The following is a 19,297-nucleotide window of genomic DNA, read 5'->3' as shown; positions in this document are numbered from 1 at the left end:
TGTCTCCTCAACAATCCACGAGAAAGATGGCTGCATTCCTCTGTTTACCCTGTAAATTCCTGTCATGCCTCCGAACTCGCGAACTGCATCAAACTCCCGGCTGGTCAACGGCCCAGAGACACCCTCTGCGCCGATCCCGCCACCTAGGCTGCTGAGCGACAAGGCGTATGAGGACCTGATGCAGTTGCTGGGCACCCGGGGCTTCGAGCCGCGGGCGCGCCTACCCGGCGAGACAGCGCTGGCGCAGCGCCTCGGCGTGTCGCGCCCGGTGTTGCGTCAGGCCTTCGCGCGCCTTCGCGAAGAAGGCCGCATCGACGCACGCAAGGGATCGGGGACCTTCGTCACCGATGCGCTGCCGCAGGTCAAGCCGCTCTCGCTCGGCACGCTCGAAAACATCGCGGACATCCGTGCCTTCCTGGAATTCCGGTGCTTCATGGAAGGCGAAGCTGCCGCCCGCGCTGCGCTGATGCGCAACGCCGACCAGATGCACCAGGTGAGCCTCTGCCGCGAGCGCTTCGATCAGGCTCTTGCAGACGGCGGCGATGCCGTCGAGGAGGATGTCGCCTTCCACGACGCCGTCGCACAAGCCTGCGGCAACCGTTTTTTCAGCATGACGATGACTGCCCTGGCCCCGCAAACCCGCTTCAGCATCGGCCTCTCGCGCAGCCTCGCTGGCCGCCCTCGGGATGCGCGGAGGGCGGGGGTTTGCCAGGAGCACGCGGCTGTCGAAGCGGCACTGAAGCAGCAAGACGCGACGGCCGCACGGCAGGCGATGGAAGCCCATCTGCGCGGCGGCATCGCTCGACTCTTCGGGTCCGGAGCAAACGATTGACAACAACGCGCCTGGAGGGGCGGGGCGGCGTGTTCCAGGCCACTCGGTACTGGAACTCACGCGAAACCGTCTGAAAGAGTCTTGGCTCCTGAGCGGCAGAGCCCGCGTCCCAAATGTGCTGGGCCACGGAGCCAGGACCGGGGCTTGTGCGGTTCTTGTGCAGCGAAGTCCGGGCTGAGCAATCCGGCCAAGGCCGAGCGTGGACTCGTGCACTCAGTGCCCAAAGTCCGCGCGCCGCTCGCCGTGTGCTCCGAGGCCGCCCAGAATTTCGTCATGCAGTCTCCAGGACTGTTCGACAGATTCGCATCGAAAGGCCTCCGTTGATCGATTTCCTGAGCCAGCGCCCGATCGGGCGCACGGGCATCTCCGTGACCCCACTGGGGTTGGGCGGCGCACCCTTCGGCAACATGTACACCGCCATGGCGGCCGGCGAAGCCGAGGCGGGCATCCTCGCGAGCGGCGCCGTCGAGGGCGCGACCTACAACTATCGCCCGGCGACGCCGAAGACGCTCGAGCGGGTACGCCGCATCGAGGCGGTCTGCACAAGGTACGGCGTGCCGCTGCAGGCCGCAGCCCTGCAGTTCCCGATGAACCATCCGCAGGTGACCAGCGTCATCCCCGGGGCGCGTTCGATTTCCGAACTGGAGCAGAGCGTGCGCCTGTCGTCGATCGCAATTCCGGTCGACTTCTGGCGCGAACTGAAGGCGCAGCAACTGATCGACGAGCGCGCGCCGGTGGGCCAAGCCTGAGCGGGCATGTCGACGTCACCGACGGGCCGGCCCGATGACGACGTGGCGGGCGAAAAGCCGGGCGTCGACCTGAACCCCGCGAGCACGCGGGGGCTCGCGGTGCTCTGCTCGGCCTCGGTCGCCGGGGTGTACTTTTTGCAGCCGCTGCTCGTGCTGGTCAGCATGAGCTTCGGCGTGACCGGCGCCAGCGTGGGCCTGATCCCGATGCTCGCGCAGGTCGCCGTGGGCATCGGCGTGATCTTCCTGCTGCCCCTCGGCGACGTGGTCGACAACCGCCGCATCGTGATCGCCGCGATCACGGGGCAGGCCGCGGCGATGCTGCTGATGGCGTGGTCGCCCAACTTCGCTACCTTCCTGCTGGGTATAGCGCTGCTGGGGCTGCTCACGATCGCCCCCTACCTGATTCCCTCGGCCGCATCGCACCTGACCTTGGTGCGCATGCGCGGCCGCGTCACCGGTGCGTTGACCAAGGGCATCATCGTCGGCATCCTTTTGGCGCGCACGGTGGGTGGCTTCGTCGGTGCCTATGCGAACTGGCGCCTGGTCTACGGCCTGTCGGCGGCCGTGGCGTTGATCGTGCTGGCCTGGTGCGCGCGGCACGTGCCGAGCACAAGCCGCACGGCCAACATCTCGTACGCACGATTGCTCGGCTCGCTGCCCGTGCTGGTCCGCCGGGAGCCGGTGCTCAGGGTGGCGGCACTCACGCAGGCCCTGATGTTCGGCACTTTCGGTTCGCTATGGATCGCGCTCGGCCTGCACATCCAGGGCCCGGCCTTCGGCCTGACCAGCGCCACGGTCGGCGCCCTCGGCCTGCTCGGCCTGATCTCCGCGGCCATCGCGCCGCGCTCGGGCAGCCTGATCGATCGGCTCGGTGCCGACCGCGTGGTCCGCGCAGCGATCGTGCTCACCATCGCGGCGTGGGCGCTGTTGGCTGCCTTCGGCGATTCGCTCATCTGCCTGGGCGTAAGCATCGTCATGCTCGACGTGGGTGCCTCGGCGGCGCACACCGCGAAGCAGACCACGCTCTTCGCACTCGAACCCGGCAACCGCACGCGCATGAGCTTGGGCGTCGCGAACTCGATCGTCGCCGTCGAGGAGGGCTGCGACCGCGTCGATGCGAGCCTGGCCGGCATGGGCGCAGGGGCCGGCAACGCGCCGCTCGAGGTGTTCGTCGCCGCAGCAGAGCGCCTCGGCTGGAACCATGGCTGCGACCTGTACACGCTGATGGACGCCGCGGACGACGTCGTGAAGGCCCTTGCAGGACCGGCCCGTGCGCGTCGACCGCGAGACGCTGGCGCTCGGCTACGCGGGCGTGTACTCCAGCTCCTGCGGCATGCAGAGCTGGCCGCCGCTCGCTATGGCCTCAAGACGGTGGATATCCTCGTCGAGCTGGGTCGGCGTCGGATGGAGGGCGGCCAGGAAGACATGATCGTCGACGTCGCGCTCGATTTGCTGAAGGCCGCGCCATGAAGGTGCTCGCATCTCACACACGCCGCTGCGCGGGCGCCTGGACCCGGCCGCGGGGGCCGTGGCCGAGATCGACGCGCAGATCGAAGCGGTGCGCGACAGGGTGCGGGCCTTCGCGCCCGAGCTGGTGGTGCTCTTCGCGCCCGATCACTTCAACGGCTTCTTCTACGACCTGATGCCGCCGTTCTGCATCGGCACCGCGGCCTCGGCCATTGGCGACTTCGGTACGGTGGCGGGAGAGCTTTCGGTGCCGACCGCGCTGGCTTCGGCCTGCGCTGCGTCCTTGCTCGAACAGGGCATCGATGTGGCGGTCTCGCATCGCATGCGCGTGGACCACGGCTTCGCCAATCCGCTGCAGGACATCTTCGGCGGGTTGGCCGAAGTGGCGTACTGCAACGGCAAGTTCTTCAGCCAGTACCGTGTCGTCAAGGCCGCGCTACCGCACCTGGCGAGCGGCGGGACGATCACGCTGACCTCCGGTGTGGCCAGCCGCGGAACGATGGCAAACCACTCCGCCATTTCGGCGGTGAACGCGGCGATCGAGGCTTGCGTGCGGCAACTGGCCAAGGAGCTTGCGCCGCGTCGCCTGAACGCCGTTGCACCCGGTGTCACAGCCACCACGACCTACGACGCAATGACGCCCGCCGCAAAAGAAGACTTCGTGAAGAAGATCGCCGCCAAGGTCCCGCTGCAGCGGATTGCCAGCGCTGAGGAAGTCGCGCTCGCGTACATCTTCGCGATGAAGAGCGGCTACGTGAGTGGAAGCGTCATCGACGTCAGCGGAGGTCAGCTGGTCGCCTGAACCCCAAGCGGGCGCAACCGGCCGTTGGTGTTGAGCAAGGCGGTTCCGGGGCACGTCGGCGAGCGAACACGTGCGCGCGTGTCATCCAGTGATGATCGGCCGAAGCGTGTCGATTTCGCCCACGATGAAATCGAAGAACGCGGCGACGCGCGGAGTGCGTCGCAGCTCGGGGGTTGTCAGCATGCGCCATACCCGTGTCAGTTCGGCGACCGGCTCGGTCACCCGCACCAGATCGGGTTCCGCATCGCCGAGCGCGATCGGCAACGGGGCGACGCCCACGCCGGCCTTGACCGAGTAGACCAGGCCCAGCACGCTGTTGCTTCGTGCGACGAGCGCCGCCTCCGGTGCGATCTTTCGCAGCCACGCCGCGATGCGGTGCCTGGCCATGGTGTCGTCGAATCCCACCAGCGCGTGGTTCGCCAGGTCTTCGATTCCTTGCGGGCGCCCGTGGCGCTCGATGTACGTGCTGCTGGCATAGACCGCCCAGAGGGAGTCGCCGATCTTTCGCCCGACGAGTTCACCATCATCCGTATCACCGGAACGAAGGGCCACGTCGGCTTCGCCCTTTGACAGGTCGATGTACTTGTCGCTCATGACGAAGTGCACGTCCAGCGCCGGATGACGTTCGCGAAACCTCTCCAACAAGGTTGACTGGGTGATCCGGTAGACGATGGGCTCCGGACATGTGACGCGGATGATCCCTGCGACCTCGGCGGCGGCTGTCGCGACGTGCTGCTTGAACACCGCCACCGCGTCCTCGATGCGCTCGGCGTGCGGCAACAAGGCCTGTCCGAACTCGGTCAGCCGGTACCCGCTCGGCTGCCGCTGCACCAACGCTTGTCCGAAGCGCCGTTCGAGTTCCGTCAATCGCCGTTGCACCGTCGACTGGTCGAGGCCCAGCGCACGGCCCGCCGCCAGCGTGCTGCCATGGCGCGCGACCGCCAACAGGTGCTTCAGGTCGTCCCAGTCGAAGTCTTGAGGGGTATGCGCCATTGCGGCTCCCATTTTGCAGTTTTGCGGCTTACACCCAAGCGTTCTGTCACTTACGCTGAAGGCATGAACACATCCGGAACAGACACACGGGCCTTCAAGGCGTCGATGCGGACCCAGTGGGACGCCGCTGCAGCGGGCTGGGACACGCATTCGCCAGCGCTGCGGGCATGGCTGCGCACTTCGACCGAGGCCATGATCGCCATGGCCGGGGTGGTGGCGGGGTCGCGGGTGCTCGACGTGGCGGCCGGGGCCGGAGACCAGACACTGGACCTTGCCGAGCGGGTCGGCCCTTCGGGCGCGGTTGTCGCGACCGATTTGTCGACCGCGATCATTGCGCGTGCCCGGGACCGCGTTCGGCGTGCCGGCTTCGACCATGTGCAGTGCCGCGTGGCAGACGGCGAGGATCTGCAGGTCGAAGAGGCATCCTTCGATGCGGTGGTCTGCCGGCTGGGGCTGATGCTTTTCCCGGACGCGTTGCAGGGTCTGCGCGAGATGCGCCGCGCGCTTCGACCGGGGGGTGGCGTATGCACCATCGTGTTCTCGGGCCCGGAGAGGAATCCGTGCCTGAGGATTCTCATGGGCACGGCGCTCAGGCACGCGGGCCGTCCCGCGCCCGATCCCTTTGCGGCCGGCAGCCTGTTCAGCCTGGCGCGACCCGGCCACATCGACGCGCTCTTTCACGAGGCGGGATTCCGTGACGTCGCGACGACAGCAGTGGATGCGAGCTTCCCTATGCCGTCGGTCGACGACTACCTGGCTTTCGTCCGCAGCTCGGCGAGTCCCATCCTGCAGATCCTCTCCGGTCTCGGCGAGGAGGCTGCCAACGCGGCGTGGGATGACATCCGAGAGCAACTGCGTGCCTTCGACACGCCCGCGGGCTGGGAAGGCCCCAACGAACTGCTGCTCACGGCAGCGCGCCGACCGGGATGACGCATGACACGTCCGGCGATGAGGAACATTCGATGATGCAGCGTCGCTCAATGCTGCGTACCGGCGCCCTGACCGTTGCCGCCCTGGCTGCGCTCTCGTTCGCGTCACCGGCGTGCTGGACGGCGTAACGCTTTTGTGGGATACCCGACGCTTCCAATTGCCGTGCCACCGCCTAGACTACGAAGGTATTAGGTCTGGCCCAGCGCAGGCGGGCTCGGACCGCATGCTTCCCTTGGCCTTGACACATGCTCCGATCCTTCGAAGAAGAACCGACGGTAGAGGTGGAATCGACCGACGACGCCTCCGGGCGCCGCCGGTACCTGACCATCCTCTTTTCAGATCTCTCCGAGTCAACCCGCCTCGGCGAGTTGATGGAGTCGGAGCTCTACGCCGACATGCTCGCGCAGCTGCGCCGGCTCTGCCGCGAGATCATCCCGCGCCACGGCGGCAACATCGCCCGGATCCAGGGGGACGGCGTGCTGGCGTTCTTCGGCTATCCCGAGACGCGCGAGGACGACGGGCGCCGGGCGACCGAGGCCGCGCTCGAGCTGCACGCGGCGGTGAGCCGGCTCGCCATCGCAGGCGCCCAATTCCCGGCCGGCGCGCTGACACTGCATTCCGGCATCCACGCCGGGCTTGTGCTCATATCGGACGGCGATGTGGAGCGCGGCCGCTTCGAGTTGCTGGGTAACGTGCCGAATATCGCAGCGCGCCTGTCGGACCTTGCCGAGCGCGACGACATCTGCGTGAGCGAGGAGACGCTCGGGCCGCATGCACAGTTCTTCACCTCCAGCGAACCCGCCCTGGTGCAGCTCAAGGGCCGCACGCCGCCGCTGGCCGTGCGCCGGGTGCTGGGGCGCGCTGCCGCGCCCACGCACCAGGAGGCGATGGAGCGGCGCAGCCTGTGTCCCTTCGTCGGCCGCGAGCCGGCGCTGCGGCTGCTGCGCGATCGCCTGCGGCTGGCGATTGCCGGCGCGCCGCAGTGCGTCGCCGTGTCGGGCGGTCCCGGGGTCGGCAAGACGCGCCTGGTGGACGAGCTGCGGCGCCACGCCGCCGCTGGCGAATGCCTCGTGCTCCAAGGCTACTGCGGCACCTACCTCGCCGAGCCCCTGCAGCCCTTCCTGCAGATGCTGCGCGCGCTGTTCGGCCTGTCGCCGGGCTTGCCGGCCGCGCCGGCGCAGGCGCATCCGCTGCTGGCCGCGCTGGAGCAGGAGGAGGGCGCCGCGATGGTGCTGGCCCAGGCGCGGCAGCTCGTGGCGCCGCGCGAAGAGGCACGCCAGCTCAGTCCCGGCGCCGCGGTGCCGGCGCTGCGAAACCTGTTCGGACAGCTCGCGTCCCGCCAGCCACTGATGCTGGTGGTGGACGACTGGCAATGGGCGGACGAGGCCAGCCAGCAGGCGCTCGATGCGGTGCTGTCGCTGCAAGGCCCGATCCTGGTCGTTGCCATGACGCGGGCGGCAGTCGGCGACAGCCTCTTGCTCGCGCCCGTTACCACGCTCGAGCTGCAGCCGCTGGATGACGGCGAGGCCGCCCGCGCGACGCGGCACCTGCTGCCCGGCGCCGATCCCTTCGTCGTGGCCGAGATCCAGCGCTACGCCGGCGGCATCCCGCTGTTCATCGAGGAGCTCTGCCATTCGGCGTCGGCGCAAGGCGGGCAATGGCTGCGCGAGCTTCGCCTGGGCAGCGCGGCCTGGCTCACGGCGCTGATCGAATCGCGGGTCGAGCGCCTGCCCCCGGTGCAGGCCGAAGTGCTGCGGGCGGCGGCCGTCATCGGCAGCGTCTTTCCGGCGTGGCTGCTCGAACGGCTCACCGGGCATGGCGCTGACGATCCGCTGGTGGTTGCATTGGCAGAGCAGGATTTCGTCTTTGCAGGCGAGCAGCCGGGGACGCTGCGCTTCAAGCACGGCATCACCCGCGACGTGATCTACGAAGCAGTCGGCCTGCACCGGCGCCGCGATATGCATCGCCGCATCGCGCAGGTGCTCGAAAGCCGCGGCGAAGGTCCGGCCCAGGAGGAGCTCTACGAAGCCCTGGCCTACCACTGCGCTGCTGCCGCTCTTGGCGAGCCGGCGGCACGCTACGCAGAATTGGCCGGCGACAAGGCCATGGCCGCGTCGGCGCTGGACCGCGCCCGTGCCCAGTACTCCGCGGCGCTGAAGGCCCTCGACGAGCTGGTGTCGCGTCAACCCTCGCGCGAGCTGGCGCTGCGCTGGTGCGCGATCGCGCAGAAGCTGGGCATGGCCTGTGTCTTCGATCCTCTCGGGCTGGCCGACGGCGTGGCGATCTTCGAGCGCGGGCTGGCGCTGGCGCGCCAGAGCGCCAGCATGGACGCGATCGCGCGGGCGTCCTACTGGCTCGGCTACATCTGCTATGCCAAGGGCATGTCGAAGGCGGCGATCGCGCACTGCGAAGCCGCACTCGATCTCGCCTCGCAGATCGGCGATGCCCGCCTCGCCGCCCAGGTGCGTGCCACGCTGGGCCAGGCATTGCTGGCGGCCGGCGACTACGGCCGGGCACTGGTGCTGCTGGACTCGGCGGTCGACAGCAAGCGGCGCCAGCGCCGGCCCGGCAGCAGCCTCGCCGTCGGCTCCGCATACGCCCTTGCCTGCAAAGGCTACCTGCTTGGCGACCAGGGCCGTTTCTCCCTGGCCGACGAGTGCTTCGCCGAGGCCTTGCTGCTGGTGGGCGATTCGCTGCACCAGGTCTCGGCATCGGTGCGCCACTGGATCAGCGTCGTCTACCAGTGGCAAGGGCGTTGGGAAGAGGCGCTGAGCGTGGCCGAGCGCGCGTCGGAGATTGCCGAGCATGTGAAGAGCCGCCAGCAGCTCGCCATGGGGCGCGCGCTGGCCGGCTATGCGCAATGGACGCTGACGCGCGATCCCGAGGCCCTGCAGGCGGTACGCGACGCCACCGCGTGGATCGAGGCGCGCAGAGGCGCGCTCGCCACCTCGCTCAACCACGGCTGGCTCGTCGACGGCGCGGTCGCCAGCGGCCGCACCGAGGAGGCGAGGCACCATGCGGCGCGCCTGTTCATGCGGGTACGCCAGCACGATCGGATAGGCGAGGCCCTCGGATGCCGGGCGCTGGCCCGCGCTGCCGCCAAGCTCAATGACTTCTCGCGTACCGAGCACTACCTCGGGCGCGCCGAACGCTCGGCACAGGTGCGCGGTTCGGCGCACGAGGCGGCGGCGACGCAGCTGTGCCGGGCGCAGATCGAGGTGGGCAGGGGCCGTGTTCCCGAGGCGCAGCGGCTGCTCGATGCCGCCTGCGCTGCCTTCGAGGCCATGGACATGCGCTGGCATCTGGAGCGTGCCGAGCGCACGCGTGACATGCTCTGACCAGCGCTTCCAAACGACTCATGCGGCCGCCGGCACAACGGAAACGCCGTGGGCGGCCAGGGACAAATTGGTTCGCGCGCCGATGACGAGAGGTCGCGAAAGATCGGGTGAGACGACAAACACCGCGCCCAGTTCCGTCTCGAAAACATACTCGTGGAAGCTGCCCAGGTAGACCACTTTGCGCACGGTCGCAGGGAGTCCGACCGCCGCGTCGATGAGCCAGGCCTCAGGCCGCACGGCGACCTTGACGATGCCGGGCGCGATGTTGTGCCTGGACGGCAGCGTCAGCGGCCCGAGGTCGACCCGCCCGTCGGCATGGGCAAGGGCCGGGAAGACCATGGCCTCGCCCATGAACGCGGCAACGAATTCGCTTTCCGGATGACCGTAGAGCTGTTGCGGGCTGCCGCGCTGCGCGATCACGCCGTGGTCCATCACGATGATCTGGTCGCTCACTGCCAGCGCTTCGGTCTGGTCGTGGGTGACGTAGGCGACTGTCAGGCCGAGGCGCTGCTGCAGGTTGCGGATCTCCTCGCGCATCTCGCGGCGCAGTCGTGCATCGAGGTTCGACAAGGGTTCATCGAACAGCAGGACCTCGGGTTCGAGCACCAGTGCCCGGGCGAGTGCCACTCGCTGCTGCTGGCCGCCCGACAGCTCGCTGGGCAAGCGATCGTCGTAGTCGACGAGCCCGACGCCATGCAATGCGTCGCGAGCCCGTGCGCGGGCCTCTTGCCTTCGCATCCCGCTCATCCTCGGGCCGTAGCCGACGTTGTCGATCACGTTCATGTGCGGAAAGAGGGCGTAGCTCTGGAACATCATGCTCACGTTGCGCTCCGCCGGGCCCAGCGTGGTCACGTCCCGCCCGCCCATGATGATCCTGCCCGAACTCGGCGTCTCCAGGCCGGCGATCATGCGCAAGGTGGTGGTCTTGCCGCAGCCGGAAGGCCCGAGGATGGTGGTGAGCGTGCCCTTGGGCACCTCGAAGCTGATGCCCTTGACCGCCAGCGCTCCGCGCGGATCGTCGCCGTAGCGCTTGGTGATGTCGCGAAGTTCGATGCCGGTGCTCATCATGTCTTCTCGTGTCTTGCTTCAGTGTGTCGCCAGGCCGATGGCGGGCGCCACGGCCTGGCGTCGCCCGAGCCTGCGCTCGCCGACCAGGAATCGCACCAGCGCGATCGCCAGGCCCATCAGCAGCATCATGACCGTGCAATAGGCCAGTGCCACGCCGTAGTCTCCGTTGCCGACGCGGCTGATGATGTAGGTGGTGGCCAGTTCGTTCTCGGCCGTCACGAGGAAGATGACCGCGCTCACCGTGGTCATCGCGCGCACGAAGCTGTAGACCAGGGCCGTGGCCAGGGCCGGCTTCAGCAGCGGCAGCACAACCTTGAACAGGGTTTGCGACGTCGAGGCGCGCAGCATCAGCGAAGCTTCGTCGAGCGACCGGTCGATCTGCTTGAAAGCTGCAGTCCCGGCACGCACCCCGACCGGGAGATTCCTGAACATGAAGCACAGCACGATGATCAGGCCCGTGCCGGTCAACTCGAGCGGCGGCACATTGAAGGCCAGGATATAGCTCACGCCCAGCACCGTTCCCGGGATGGCGAAGGCGAGCAGCGTGCCGAACTCGAAGCCGCCCTGTCCCCTGAAGCTGTTGCGCGCCAGCAGCCATGCGATCAGCAGCCCGAGTGCCGCCGTGAGGGGAGCCGCGATGGCCGCAAGCTTGACTGTCGTGATCAGCGAGTGCCAGGCAGTGCCGGCCCAGACCATGCCGAACTGGCCCCATTCGAGCGCAAAGGCCGTATGGAAGTGGCGCAGCGTCAAGGTGTAGTCCCGGCCCCAGGTCTGGACGAAGCCGCCTGCAAAGGCGAACAGGTAAACCACGACGGTGAAGGCAATCCATGGCAGGGCAATGAACTGGATGGCACGCCGCACACCGGTCGGCAGCGCCATCGGAACGCCCGCGTCGCCCTTGCCGGTGACCGTGGTGAAGCTGCGCTTGCCGAGCAGCGCGCGCTGGATCGCGAACACGCCGAGCGCGAAGAAGGTCAGCACCCACGCCAGGGCAGCCGCACGCCCCTGGTCGAATTGCGCCCCGACGATGGCGAAGAAGATGTCGGTCGACAGCACCGAGAACTGGCCGCCCACGACGACGGGATTGCCGAAGTCGGCGATGCTCTCGATGAAGCCCACGAGGAATGCATTGGCCAGTCCGGGCGCAATGAGGGGCAAGGTGATCGTGAAGAAGGTGCGGCGACGGTCGGCTCGCAGCATCAAGGCGGCCTCCTCGAGGCTCGGTGCGACCCCCTGGACCACGCCGCGCATGATCATGAATGCAATCGGTGTGAAGGCGAAAAGCTGCGCCACCAGGATGCCCGGCAGGCCATAGAACCAGCGCGTCGGCTCGATGCCCAAGGTACTTTCGAGCCATTGATTGACCACGCCGGCGCGCCCGAACAGCAGGATCAGGCCGAGGCCGACGACGAACGGCGGCGTGATGATCGGCAGCACGGCGAGCACGCCCAGGGGCCGGCGCCATCGCCGGCCGCCGCGCTCCGCCATCAGCGCGAGCAGAGTGCCGAGCACGGTCGTGCCGGAGGCCGTGAGAAGCGCCAGGGCGAGCGTGTTCCAGGCCACGCCGCAGCGCACTCCGCCGGCCAGGCAGCCAAGTCCCCAGACCTGCTCCGTGCCGATTCGACCGAGAAGGGCAATGATCGAAACGTGTCCATCCTCATCGAGGAAAGCGCTCGCCAGCGCCTTGCTCACCGGGTAGGCGATGAACAGCGCCATCAACGCACCGCAACCGATCACCGCCGCGGAGACGAACAGGTCGCCACGAAAGCAACCCATGCGTGCCAGTCCGAAGGCGGCGAGCAGCAGCAGTGCGGCAACCGCGATGAAGCCGCCAGCGCCGATGCCGAACTGGTGCACCGGCAGTTCCCCGAGACGCGCCTCGAGGGCTGCGAACGACCAGCCTTTGGACCCGATCAGGAAGCCGGTCGATGCGAGGCCGAGAAAACCCACCGCACCACCGGCCAGGAGCATCGCGCCCTGTGCGTGCCCTGGACGCAGCAAGGCCCCGAGGGCGCAGATGACCAGGCCGGCAACGCCGATCCAGAGCCAGACGCGTTCCTGCAGCATGGCCTGCATGACACCGTTCGCGCCTGCGCCCGCGCTGAAGATGTCCGGCAGGGCTTCGTACCAACTGGTGTCCTGGACCGCATACCAGGGCAGCAGGAGGTAGGCCGCGAAACCCATGGCAATGCACCACCAGATGGCGCCTGCGGAACCATGCCGCCCGCGCATCGATGCGCTCACGCTAGTGCGGCAAGGAGCCGACTTCCTTTTCCCAGCGCGAGATCAGCCGCTTGCGCTCGGAACTCCGGCCGTACTTCGCATAGTCGTAGTTGATCAGCTTGATCTTCTTGAAGTCCGGAACATTGGGATCCACCGGTGTCGCCTTGTTCGACGGCAACTGGTATTGCTTGGTCGCCGCGCCGAAGGTCTGGGCCTGCGGCGTGAGCGCCCATTCGTAGAACTTGCGGGCCTGGTCGAGGTTTCGCGCACCCTTGACGATGCTCATCGAGCCGATTTCAGCGCCCGTGCCCTCCGAAGGCGTCTGCGCGGCGACCGGAAAGCCCGCCATGCGCTCCTGCGGCGCATCGTGGACGAAGCAGATCGCGACCGCTGTTTCGCCGCGAGCCACTGCCTTGAGGGGTCCGACGCCCGATCGTGAGTATTGGCTCACGTTGCGGTGCAAGCCTTTGAGGTACTCGAAGGCCTTGTCCTCACCCATCAGTTGCACCAGCGTCGCGATCATGGTGTAGGCAGTGCCGCTCGAGGCCGGGTTCGCCACCTGGAGGTCGCCCTTGAACTCGGGCTTGAGCAGATCGGTCCAGCTGCGCGGGACATCCATCTTCTTCTTCGCCAACAGCTCGGTGTTGTAGGCGAAGCCGAGCGGACCGGAATAGATACCCACCGTCTTGTAGCCCGATTGCTGTGCCTGTTGTTGGGCCCACGGATAGAGGTCGGGCAGGCTGGGTGACTTGTATTCGAGCGTCAAGCCTGCTTCGGCGGCCTGAAGGTGCGGATCGCCGGTGCCTCCGAACCACACGTCGGTCTTCGGATTGTCGCGCTCGGCAATCAGCTGTGCCAGCGCTTCGCCCGAGCCCTTGAGCGACATGTTCAGCTTCACGCCGGTCGTCCGCGCATAGACGGTCGAGATCATGTTGCACCACTCGGCCTGCACCGAGCAGATCACGTTGACGGTCTGGGCCGACGCAGCGGCCGACACACCCATCAGCGCTGCCATTGCAGTCAGTCTCCACATCTTCTTGTTCATCCGCTTGCCGCTCTCCAATGAAAAGGGTGTTTGGAGAAAGGAGGGTAGCTGGCATCACGGCGCATACCCATCGGGACAAGTACCATCCGCGAGCGCTCGCCTCATCGCGCGAAGTGGCCAGGAGCCGGGTAACCGTGGCCAAGGGTTGACTGCTGTCGTCTCAGGCCGGGATCTTCGCGGCCACCTTGTCCGCCACCAGCCCGAAGCCGGTCGGGATCGTGGGGTGCAGCTCGTTCTGCCAGAACTGCTGGTAGTCCGCATCCAGCGTGGACAGGGTGCCGCGAAGGTTCGCATGCACCACGTGCTCGAACGCCGGATGCTGCAGCAGCGCGATCTGCATGGCGTTCAGCCGGTCGATCAGCGTCTTCAGGATCTTCTTGCGATCCTCCAGCATGTCGTAGCCGAGTTCGACGAGGCCCGGCTTCAGCCACACGTTGAGGAACACACCGCGGCCGTCGGGCACCGGGTAGTCGTAGCCATGGATCACGATCGGTACCTTGCGCCCGACCGAGGCGACACTGACGGTGGTGATGGCCGACAGCATGACCGTCAGCAGCTCTCGCAGCCGCTCGTCGACGATCTTGAGGAGCATGTCTTCCCTGACCGGCTGCGCGTGCCCCTCGGCGGCCGGGTGCACCAGGGACTTGAGCGTCTGCTTGTCGCCCACCACGTCGTTGCCTCCGCCAGAGAGCAGGATCGCCTTCAGGGTGCTCTTTTCGGCTGGGCTCAGGCCTTCGATGCGCGTGGTCAGCCATTGCAACTGTTCGCCGCGGGTCGAGTCGTCGAGGTCGGGCAGTTCGTCACCGGGCGGCGCCTCGAAGATCATCTCCGCAAGCGTGCTGCCGGCGCGGGCGCGCGAATCCACCGTGTAGTGGAACTTGCGCTCGAGCACGTCGAGCACGTCGCCCCGAGGCCAGTAGGAGAACCACGAATCGCCGATCGCGAGCAGCGTCTTCTGCGCCGCGGCCAGCGGCGCGATCCCGGCGCCGCGCGCCACGCGTCTGCGCCGGTCTTCCACCAGGAAGTTGCCGAGCCGCCGACCGCGTTCGATGGCGGGCTGGTCCTTGTCATGCGTGCTCATCTTCCGCTCCTTCGCAGCCGTGGCTGCGCCTTGGTTCAGCTGCCGACGCGGCCGTCGAAGGTAAAAGCCAGCGGCGCCGGGCTGGGCCGCATCCTTTCCTTCTCGTCCACCAGGCCGGCCAGCAGGCCCAGCAGCACGCCCATGCCCGCCTGGTAGCCCGGGCAGGCATGCGCCGGGTGCGGGGCGTCCTGGGTGCGCCTGCCGCCGAAGATCGGCGTCACGTCGACCTTGTCTTCGCGCAGGTTCTGCTGCGTAGCAGACACCAGCGACAGGACCACGGTCTCGCCGTCCGCGAGCGTCTCGTGGCCGAGCTGGACGCCACCGCCCTTGACGCGCCGCCATACGAGTTCGGGCGAGGGCCGCAGTTGCATCACTTCCTTGAGCGGCGCGTCGAGCAGCGCCTTCGCCCTCTCGTACGGGTCGGCCTCCCGGCTCTGCGTCCAGGCAGTGCGCAGCGCCCAGAAGGTGCCGTCGCGCAGCCATTCGTTGAGCGACAGCCGCAGGTTGCCGTCCACGGTCGGCAGGAAGCCCATGAGCGCGCCTACAAAGGTGCGCGCCACGAAATCGTCTTCTGCTTTGGCGTCGGGGAACGCGTGGAGGATGGCCGACGCGAGCACCGCCTCTTCGCCCTGCGGCGTCTTCGGCACGGACCTGCTTTCCTGGAAGGGGCGGATGAACGCGTGCAGTGCGGCGGTGAGCGCCTTGCCGTAGCGCCGGCCGTAGTCTGTCACGTCATCGCCGGGATGGGGCTGGAAGGTGTAGCGCGAGGGCGCGGTGAACTGGGCCGGATAGATCGCGGGTTCGCCTTCCTTCCAGTCCCAGCGCCAGCTTCCGGGCACCAGGGCGGGGGGCGGGTCGCCCGGCGCGGGCGCCGTGGGCAGGCCAAACCATTCCTGGCACAGCTGCGCCAGCACCTTGTCGCTGACCTCCTTGACGTCGAGGTTGAGTTCCCAGCGCTTTCGACCCAGCAGCGGGGCAATGCCTTTCTCATCCTGGATGAACTCGTTCAGCACTTCGGCGGTGAAGGCGAAAGCCGACCGGAAGGCGCTCTCTTCGTCGATGCGGCCGATCGCCTTGTTGACCTCCCTCGACTGCCGCTCGTACTCGCCGCTGCCGTCGCGGTCCACGCCCAGGTAGATCTGCCCGATCGACGGGCCCATCCGTTCCTGGTAACCGGCCACCGTGTAGTGCAGGTCGTCGCCCAGCACTTCGAGCACGCGCTCGCGATCGGCCACCAGCACGCCATAGGCGGTGCGCAGCACGCCACCGTGATGTTCGCGGATGGCGGCCCAGATGCCGGCGCTGATGAACTTCTCCTGTGCCTCCGGGTCTTCGAGCGCGCTCTTCCAGGCCCGGATCGCCGGCGCGGGGCAGCGCGCTCCTTCGAGCTCCAGCAGCGCCTGGATGCGCTTCTCGCCGTCCTCGGCCGACCAGACGGGCAGGGGACGCGGGCCGAGCGCGGCCAGGTGGATGAGCTGCTGCAGCGTGTGCACCGAGGGCGTGAACAGGTAGGCGCCCCATTCCACTCGCACGTAGGGCCGAGACTCCTCGTCCACGCCGGGCGCCGTGTCCAGCGCAATGCGATGACTCCGCGGCACGCCGTCGACCGGATGCTCGAAACGGAAGCTGCGGTTCTCGCCCACGTCCGGCACGCCGAGCAGCGAATCGCTCTGGCCCGAGAAGCCGCCGGCGCTGTTGCCGCCCGTCAGCCAGCGCTGGATCACCTCGAACTGCTCGCTGATGCTGGCGTTGTAGGCCATGAACATCAGGCCGCGCTCCTGGCCATCGTCCATGTACCCGTCGTCGGGAACCACTTCCGGAAACGCATAGCGCGGCCCGTAGGACATGCTCCGGCGGATCAGCCGCGGGCGGCGGCGCCCCGGCGGGTCCTGCAGCCCCTGCGCAGTCTCGTCCTGCCGCGGATTGGCGCGGCGGATGTGCGCGTGGAAGGGGCAGACCTTGCCTTCGCCATCCGCGCGGTAGTCGAAGTCGTTGATCGCCGTGGCGTCGACCAGCGGCCGGCCGTCCCGGTGCCGGCCCATCAGCTTTGCGAAGACCAGGTCCTCGTCAAGCCCGGTCTGGCGGCTGGCCTGCCGCACCGTCTCGTAAAGCGCGGCCACGTCCTGCCGCAGCTTGCGCACGACCAGGAAGCTGCCGTTGTGAAAGAAGCGGATGCGCTCGCGCTCGGCCTCGCTGTCTCCTTGCGGAGCGGGGTCTGCCTCGTTGGGATAGCCGAGCAGCAGCTCGCCCAGGTGCACCTGGTTGCGGTACACGGCGCCGTCGGGCACGGCGTCGAGCACCGGCTGTCCGTCACCGTCGGCAAAGCCGAAATGCTCCTGGATCCGCTCCTTGTCATTGAGGTAGCGGCGCAGCGGCTCGACCGCCAGCAGCCGCACGCCGGGACGCACGCCTCCCTGGCCGGGGTTGCCGAAGAGCTTGCCGATCGTCCCGTGCAGGGGGTGGTTCCGGTCCGCGGGATCGCTTGAGTCGTTGCCCGGCGCGCCGATGCGCAGCTGGATCACGAGGTGGACGGCCGCCAGCTCGACGGCGGTGTCGTGCACCGGTGCGCCGCCCTGGACGAAGCGCTGCGGCAGGCGCCAGCGTCGCGGATGGTTGGCGCGAAAGTCCCCGAGCATGCTGGCCCGCGCCTCCATGCCTTCGCGGAATTCCTGCGGGAACCAGGCCAACTGCTCTTCCGGCATGCCCAGGAAGCGCAGGCCCTCGTAGGTGAGCGCGACGTTGACGATCGGCTCGCCGGCCGGCGGCTGGCCCGTGGCGGTCGTCAGCGACTTGCGCAGCTCGTCCAGCAGGCCCGCGCCGGCGCCGCGGTCGTCGAAGGCGACCAGCAGCAGGCAGCCGTGCGTGATGCTCTCGTAGGGCCGCAGGATGCCGCCCTGCACGTCGGCGGGCTCGTCCACCACGGCCTTCGGCGGCAGCTGCGGCACCTCGCGCGGCCGGGTCACCTCCGGGTCGTTCTGGGGCAGCAGCCAGCGCAGCTGGCGATCGAAGCGCACGCGCATCGCCTGCTTGAGCTCGGATGGCAGGTCGCCGTCCTCCATGAGCGACACGAATTCGCGCAGGATGTCGCGCCCGGCCCGTTGCAGGACCCGGCCGTCGCCGGTGCCGGGCAGGTAGAGGTCGGTGAGCCGGAACAGCACGGCGAGCGACTGCAGCGCCTGGCGGCTGGCGTCGAGGGCCCGCTCGGGACTCGCGCTCGCGGCTTCCCACGCGATCTCTTCCGGCGTGCGCACGCGCAGGCGCGTCGCCGCGAGCGCCTCGGCCGTCTCTGCGTCCGCCGACGAAGGCGCAGGGGGCTGGCGATGCAGCCGCTCCTCATCCCGCAGGTAGCGTGCGTCCTCCACGGTCAGCCCGTGCGTGTTGTAGTAGAAGGCGGTCTCGACCTGCACCTGGCGCACCCAGCCCGCCCAGGCGTCGAAACCTGCATCGTGCGAGACCACGTAGCCCTCGGAGTTGCAGAAGATCACGTCCAGCAGGGTGCCGACCTTCTGCCACAGCACTCGGATGTACGCCTCCCAGGTGCCGTCGAAGGTGACGGCCAGCAGGATCTTGTCTTCCGGCTCGAGCACCGCGACGCGGAAGGAATGGATCTTGGCCACGCGCTCCACGGCATCTGAGATAGGGCGCAGCAGCGTGTGCTCGTGCAGCGATGCGCGGCCGCCCTGCAGCGTCTTGAGCAGGCGCTTGGCGCGCGTCTTGTAGGTGACGGCGTCCAGCGAGGGCACCAGCCCCGGCTTGATCGACGCCAGGAGCGTCAGGTCGCTCGAGCCCGTCAGGCTCTTGCCCTTGATCACCAGTTCTGCTCGCATGTTCCCTGCCTCCCGGTGGAGGGCCGCGCGCGCGCCGTGGCACGCCAATGCGAGGCCGATGAAGTGGATCGGATTGTCCTGCGCGGCCGGCGCCAGGTGCAAGGGCCAAAGGCCCGTCTTGCGTGACAGCGGAGGAACGATATCGCTGGCGTGGCAGCCCGCGCATCCTCCAGACGGGGGAGAGGCGTCTCCCGGGTGTCCTGTGCCCGCGCGCAGGCGTAGGATTGCCACGTCAGTACCGCCTTCCCGAGGAGGCATCATGAGCGAACCGGATTTCACGACCCTGCAACAGCGCATGCTCGCGGAAATCGCCGCCAAGACGATTTTCTCGACCATGCACCTGGGCAAGGCGGCGCTCGACGCGCGGGTGATGGAGGCGTTGGGCAAGGTGCCGCGCCACCTCTTCGTGCCGATCGAGCTGCGGCCCTATGCCTACGTCGACACGCCGCTGCCCATCGGCTATGGCAAGACCATCTCGCAGCCCTTCATCGTCGCCGTGATGACCGACCTGCTGCGCGTGCGCCCGACCGATACCGTGCTGGAGATCGGCACGGGCCTGGGTTACCAGTCGGCGATCCTGTCGGAGCTCGCGCAGCAGGTCTACAGCATCGAGCTCATCGAGGAGCTGGCGGGGCAGGCGCGGCAACGGCTGGCGCGCCTGGGCCGCGCCAACGTCGAGGTGAAGATCGGCAACGGCTGCCACGGATGGCCCGAGCACGCGCCTTTCGACCGCGTGATCGTCACGGCCGCGCCGGAGCTCATCCCGCCGGCGCTCATCTACCAGCTGAAGCCCGGCGGACGGATGGTGATTCCCGCGGGCCTGGCGGAGTCGCAGCAGCTGCTGCTGGTCGAGAAGGATGCGAACGGCTCCGTGACGACCCGTGAGATCTTCCAGGTGCTGTTCTCGACGCTGGAGGACTCGGAGGCCGATTGAGCGTGTCC

The 19,297-nt window shown here is 68.1% G+C and carries 12 protein-coding genes and 1 pseudogene; 7 read left to right on the top strand and 6 right to left on the bottom strand.

Features of this window, described 5'->3' with window-relative positions; all coding sequences use genetic code 11:
• Nucleotides 1-64 precede the first annotated feature (64 nt).
• The 4 genes and pseudogenes from E5CHR_RS16940 to E5CHR_RS31805 all read left to right on the top strand — a co-directional run bounded on the left by E5CHR_RS16940 (nt 65) and on the right by E5CHR_RS31805 (nt 3,850).
• Nucleotides 65-832, top strand: a complete 768-nt coding sequence (locus E5CHR_RS16940) for a FadR/GntR family transcriptional regulator (RefSeq protein WP_269474057.1) — start codon at nt 65-67, stop codon at nt 830-832.
• 320 nt (nt 833-1,152) lie between these two features.
• Nucleotides 1,153-1,581 (top strand): aldo/keto reductase, encoded by a 429-nt coding sequence (locus E5CHR_RS16935; RefSeq protein WP_162580926.1) that lies wholly within the window; start codon nt 1,153-1,155, stop codon nt 1,579-1,581.
• A 6-nt stretch (nt 1,582-1,587) separates the two neighbouring features.
• Nucleotides 1,588-3,051 (top strand): annotated as a pseudogene (locus E5CHR_RS31985) (MFS transporter).
• A gap of 10 nt (nt 3,052-3,061) precedes the next feature.
• Complete coding sequence (locus tag E5CHR_RS31805) at nt 3,062-3,850, top strand: SDR family oxidoreductase (RefSeq protein ID WP_269474086.1); 789 nt, start codon at nt 3,062-3,064, stop codon at nt 3,848-3,850.
• A gap of 81 nt (nt 3,851-3,931) precedes the next feature.
• On the opposite strand, the gene E5CHR_RS16915 is transcribed toward E5CHR_RS31805, so the two are convergent.
• Entirely contained in the window at nt 3,932-4,843 is a 912-nt protein-coding gene (locus E5CHR_RS16915) for a LysR family transcriptional regulator (protein WP_269474056.1), read from the bottom strand.
• Between the two features lie 63 nt (nt 4,844-4,906).
• On the opposite strand from E5CHR_RS16915, the gene E5CHR_RS16910 reads away from it, so the two are divergent.
• Together E5CHR_RS16910 and E5CHR_RS16905 are read left to right on the top strand one after the other, a co-directional pair.
• Nucleotides 4,907-5,773, top strand: coding sequence for a class I SAM-dependent methyltransferase (locus tag E5CHR_RS16910; protein ID WP_162580924.1), 867 nt, complete (start codon nt 4,907-4,909; stop codon nt 5,771-5,773).
• A 245-nt stretch (nt 5,774-6,018) separates the two neighbouring features.
• Nucleotides 6,019-9,111 carry an ATP-binding protein gene (locus E5CHR_RS16905; RefSeq protein WP_162580923.1) on the top strand — a complete coding sequence of 1,031 codons (3,093 nt, stop codon included), beginning with the start codon at nt 6,019-6,021 and terminating at the stop codon, nt 9,109-9,111.
• A gap of 18 nt (nt 9,112-9,129) precedes the next feature.
• On the opposite strand, the gene E5CHR_RS16900 is transcribed toward E5CHR_RS16905, so the two are convergent.
• The 5 genes from E5CHR_RS16900 to E5CHR_RS16880 form a co-directional block, all read right to left on the bottom strand.
• The gene (locus E5CHR_RS16900) at nt 9,130-10,176 is read right to left on the bottom strand and encodes an ABC transporter ATP-binding protein (protein ID WP_162583758.1); all 1,047 of its coding nucleotides are present in this window, start codon (nt 10,174-10,176) and stop codon (nt 9,130-9,132) included.
• Between the two features lie 21 nt (nt 10,177-10,197).
• On the bottom strand, nt 10,198-12,411 hold the full coding sequence (locus E5CHR_RS16895) for an ABC transporter permease (protein WP_162583757.1): 2,214 nt from the start codon (nt 12,409-12,411) through the stop codon (nt 10,198-10,200).
• A gap of 13 nt (nt 12,412-12,424) precedes the next feature.
• Nucleotides 12,425-13,447 (bottom strand): ABC transporter substrate-binding protein, encoded by a 1,023-nt coding sequence (locus E5CHR_RS16890; RefSeq protein ID WP_162580922.1) that lies wholly within the window; start codon nt 13,445-13,447, stop codon nt 12,425-12,427.
• Between the two features lie 160 nt (nt 13,448-13,607).
• Nucleotides 13,608-14,528, bottom strand: coding sequence for a hypothetical protein (locus tag E5CHR_RS16885; protein WP_162580921.1), 921 nt, complete (start codon nt 14,526-14,528; stop codon nt 13,608-13,610).
• A gap of 35 nt (nt 14,529-14,563) precedes the next feature.
• Nucleotides 14,564-18,355, bottom strand: a complete 3,792-nt coding sequence (locus E5CHR_RS16880; protein WP_162580920.1) for a Dyp-type peroxidase — start codon at nt 18,353-18,355, stop codon at nt 14,564-14,566.
• A 259-nt stretch (nt 18,356-18,614) separates the two neighbouring features.
• Here E5CHR_RS16880 and E5CHR_RS16875 point away from each other — a divergent pair, with 259 nt between their 5' ends.
• Entirely contained in the window at nt 18,615-19,289 is a 675-nt protein-coding gene (locus E5CHR_RS16875) for a protein-L-isoaspartate(D-aspartate) O-methyltransferase (RefSeq protein WP_174255721.1), read from the top strand.
• Nucleotides 19,290-19,297 lie beyond the last annotated feature (8 nt).

The organism is Variovorax sp. PBS-H4, assembly GCF_901827205.1.
Classification (GTDB): Bacteria; Pseudomonadota; Gammaproteobacteria; order Burkholderiales; family Burkholderiaceae_C; genus Variovorax.
Note: the sequence above shows the minus strand (reverse complement) of the source record. Positions and strands in the feature narration are given on the sequence as shown.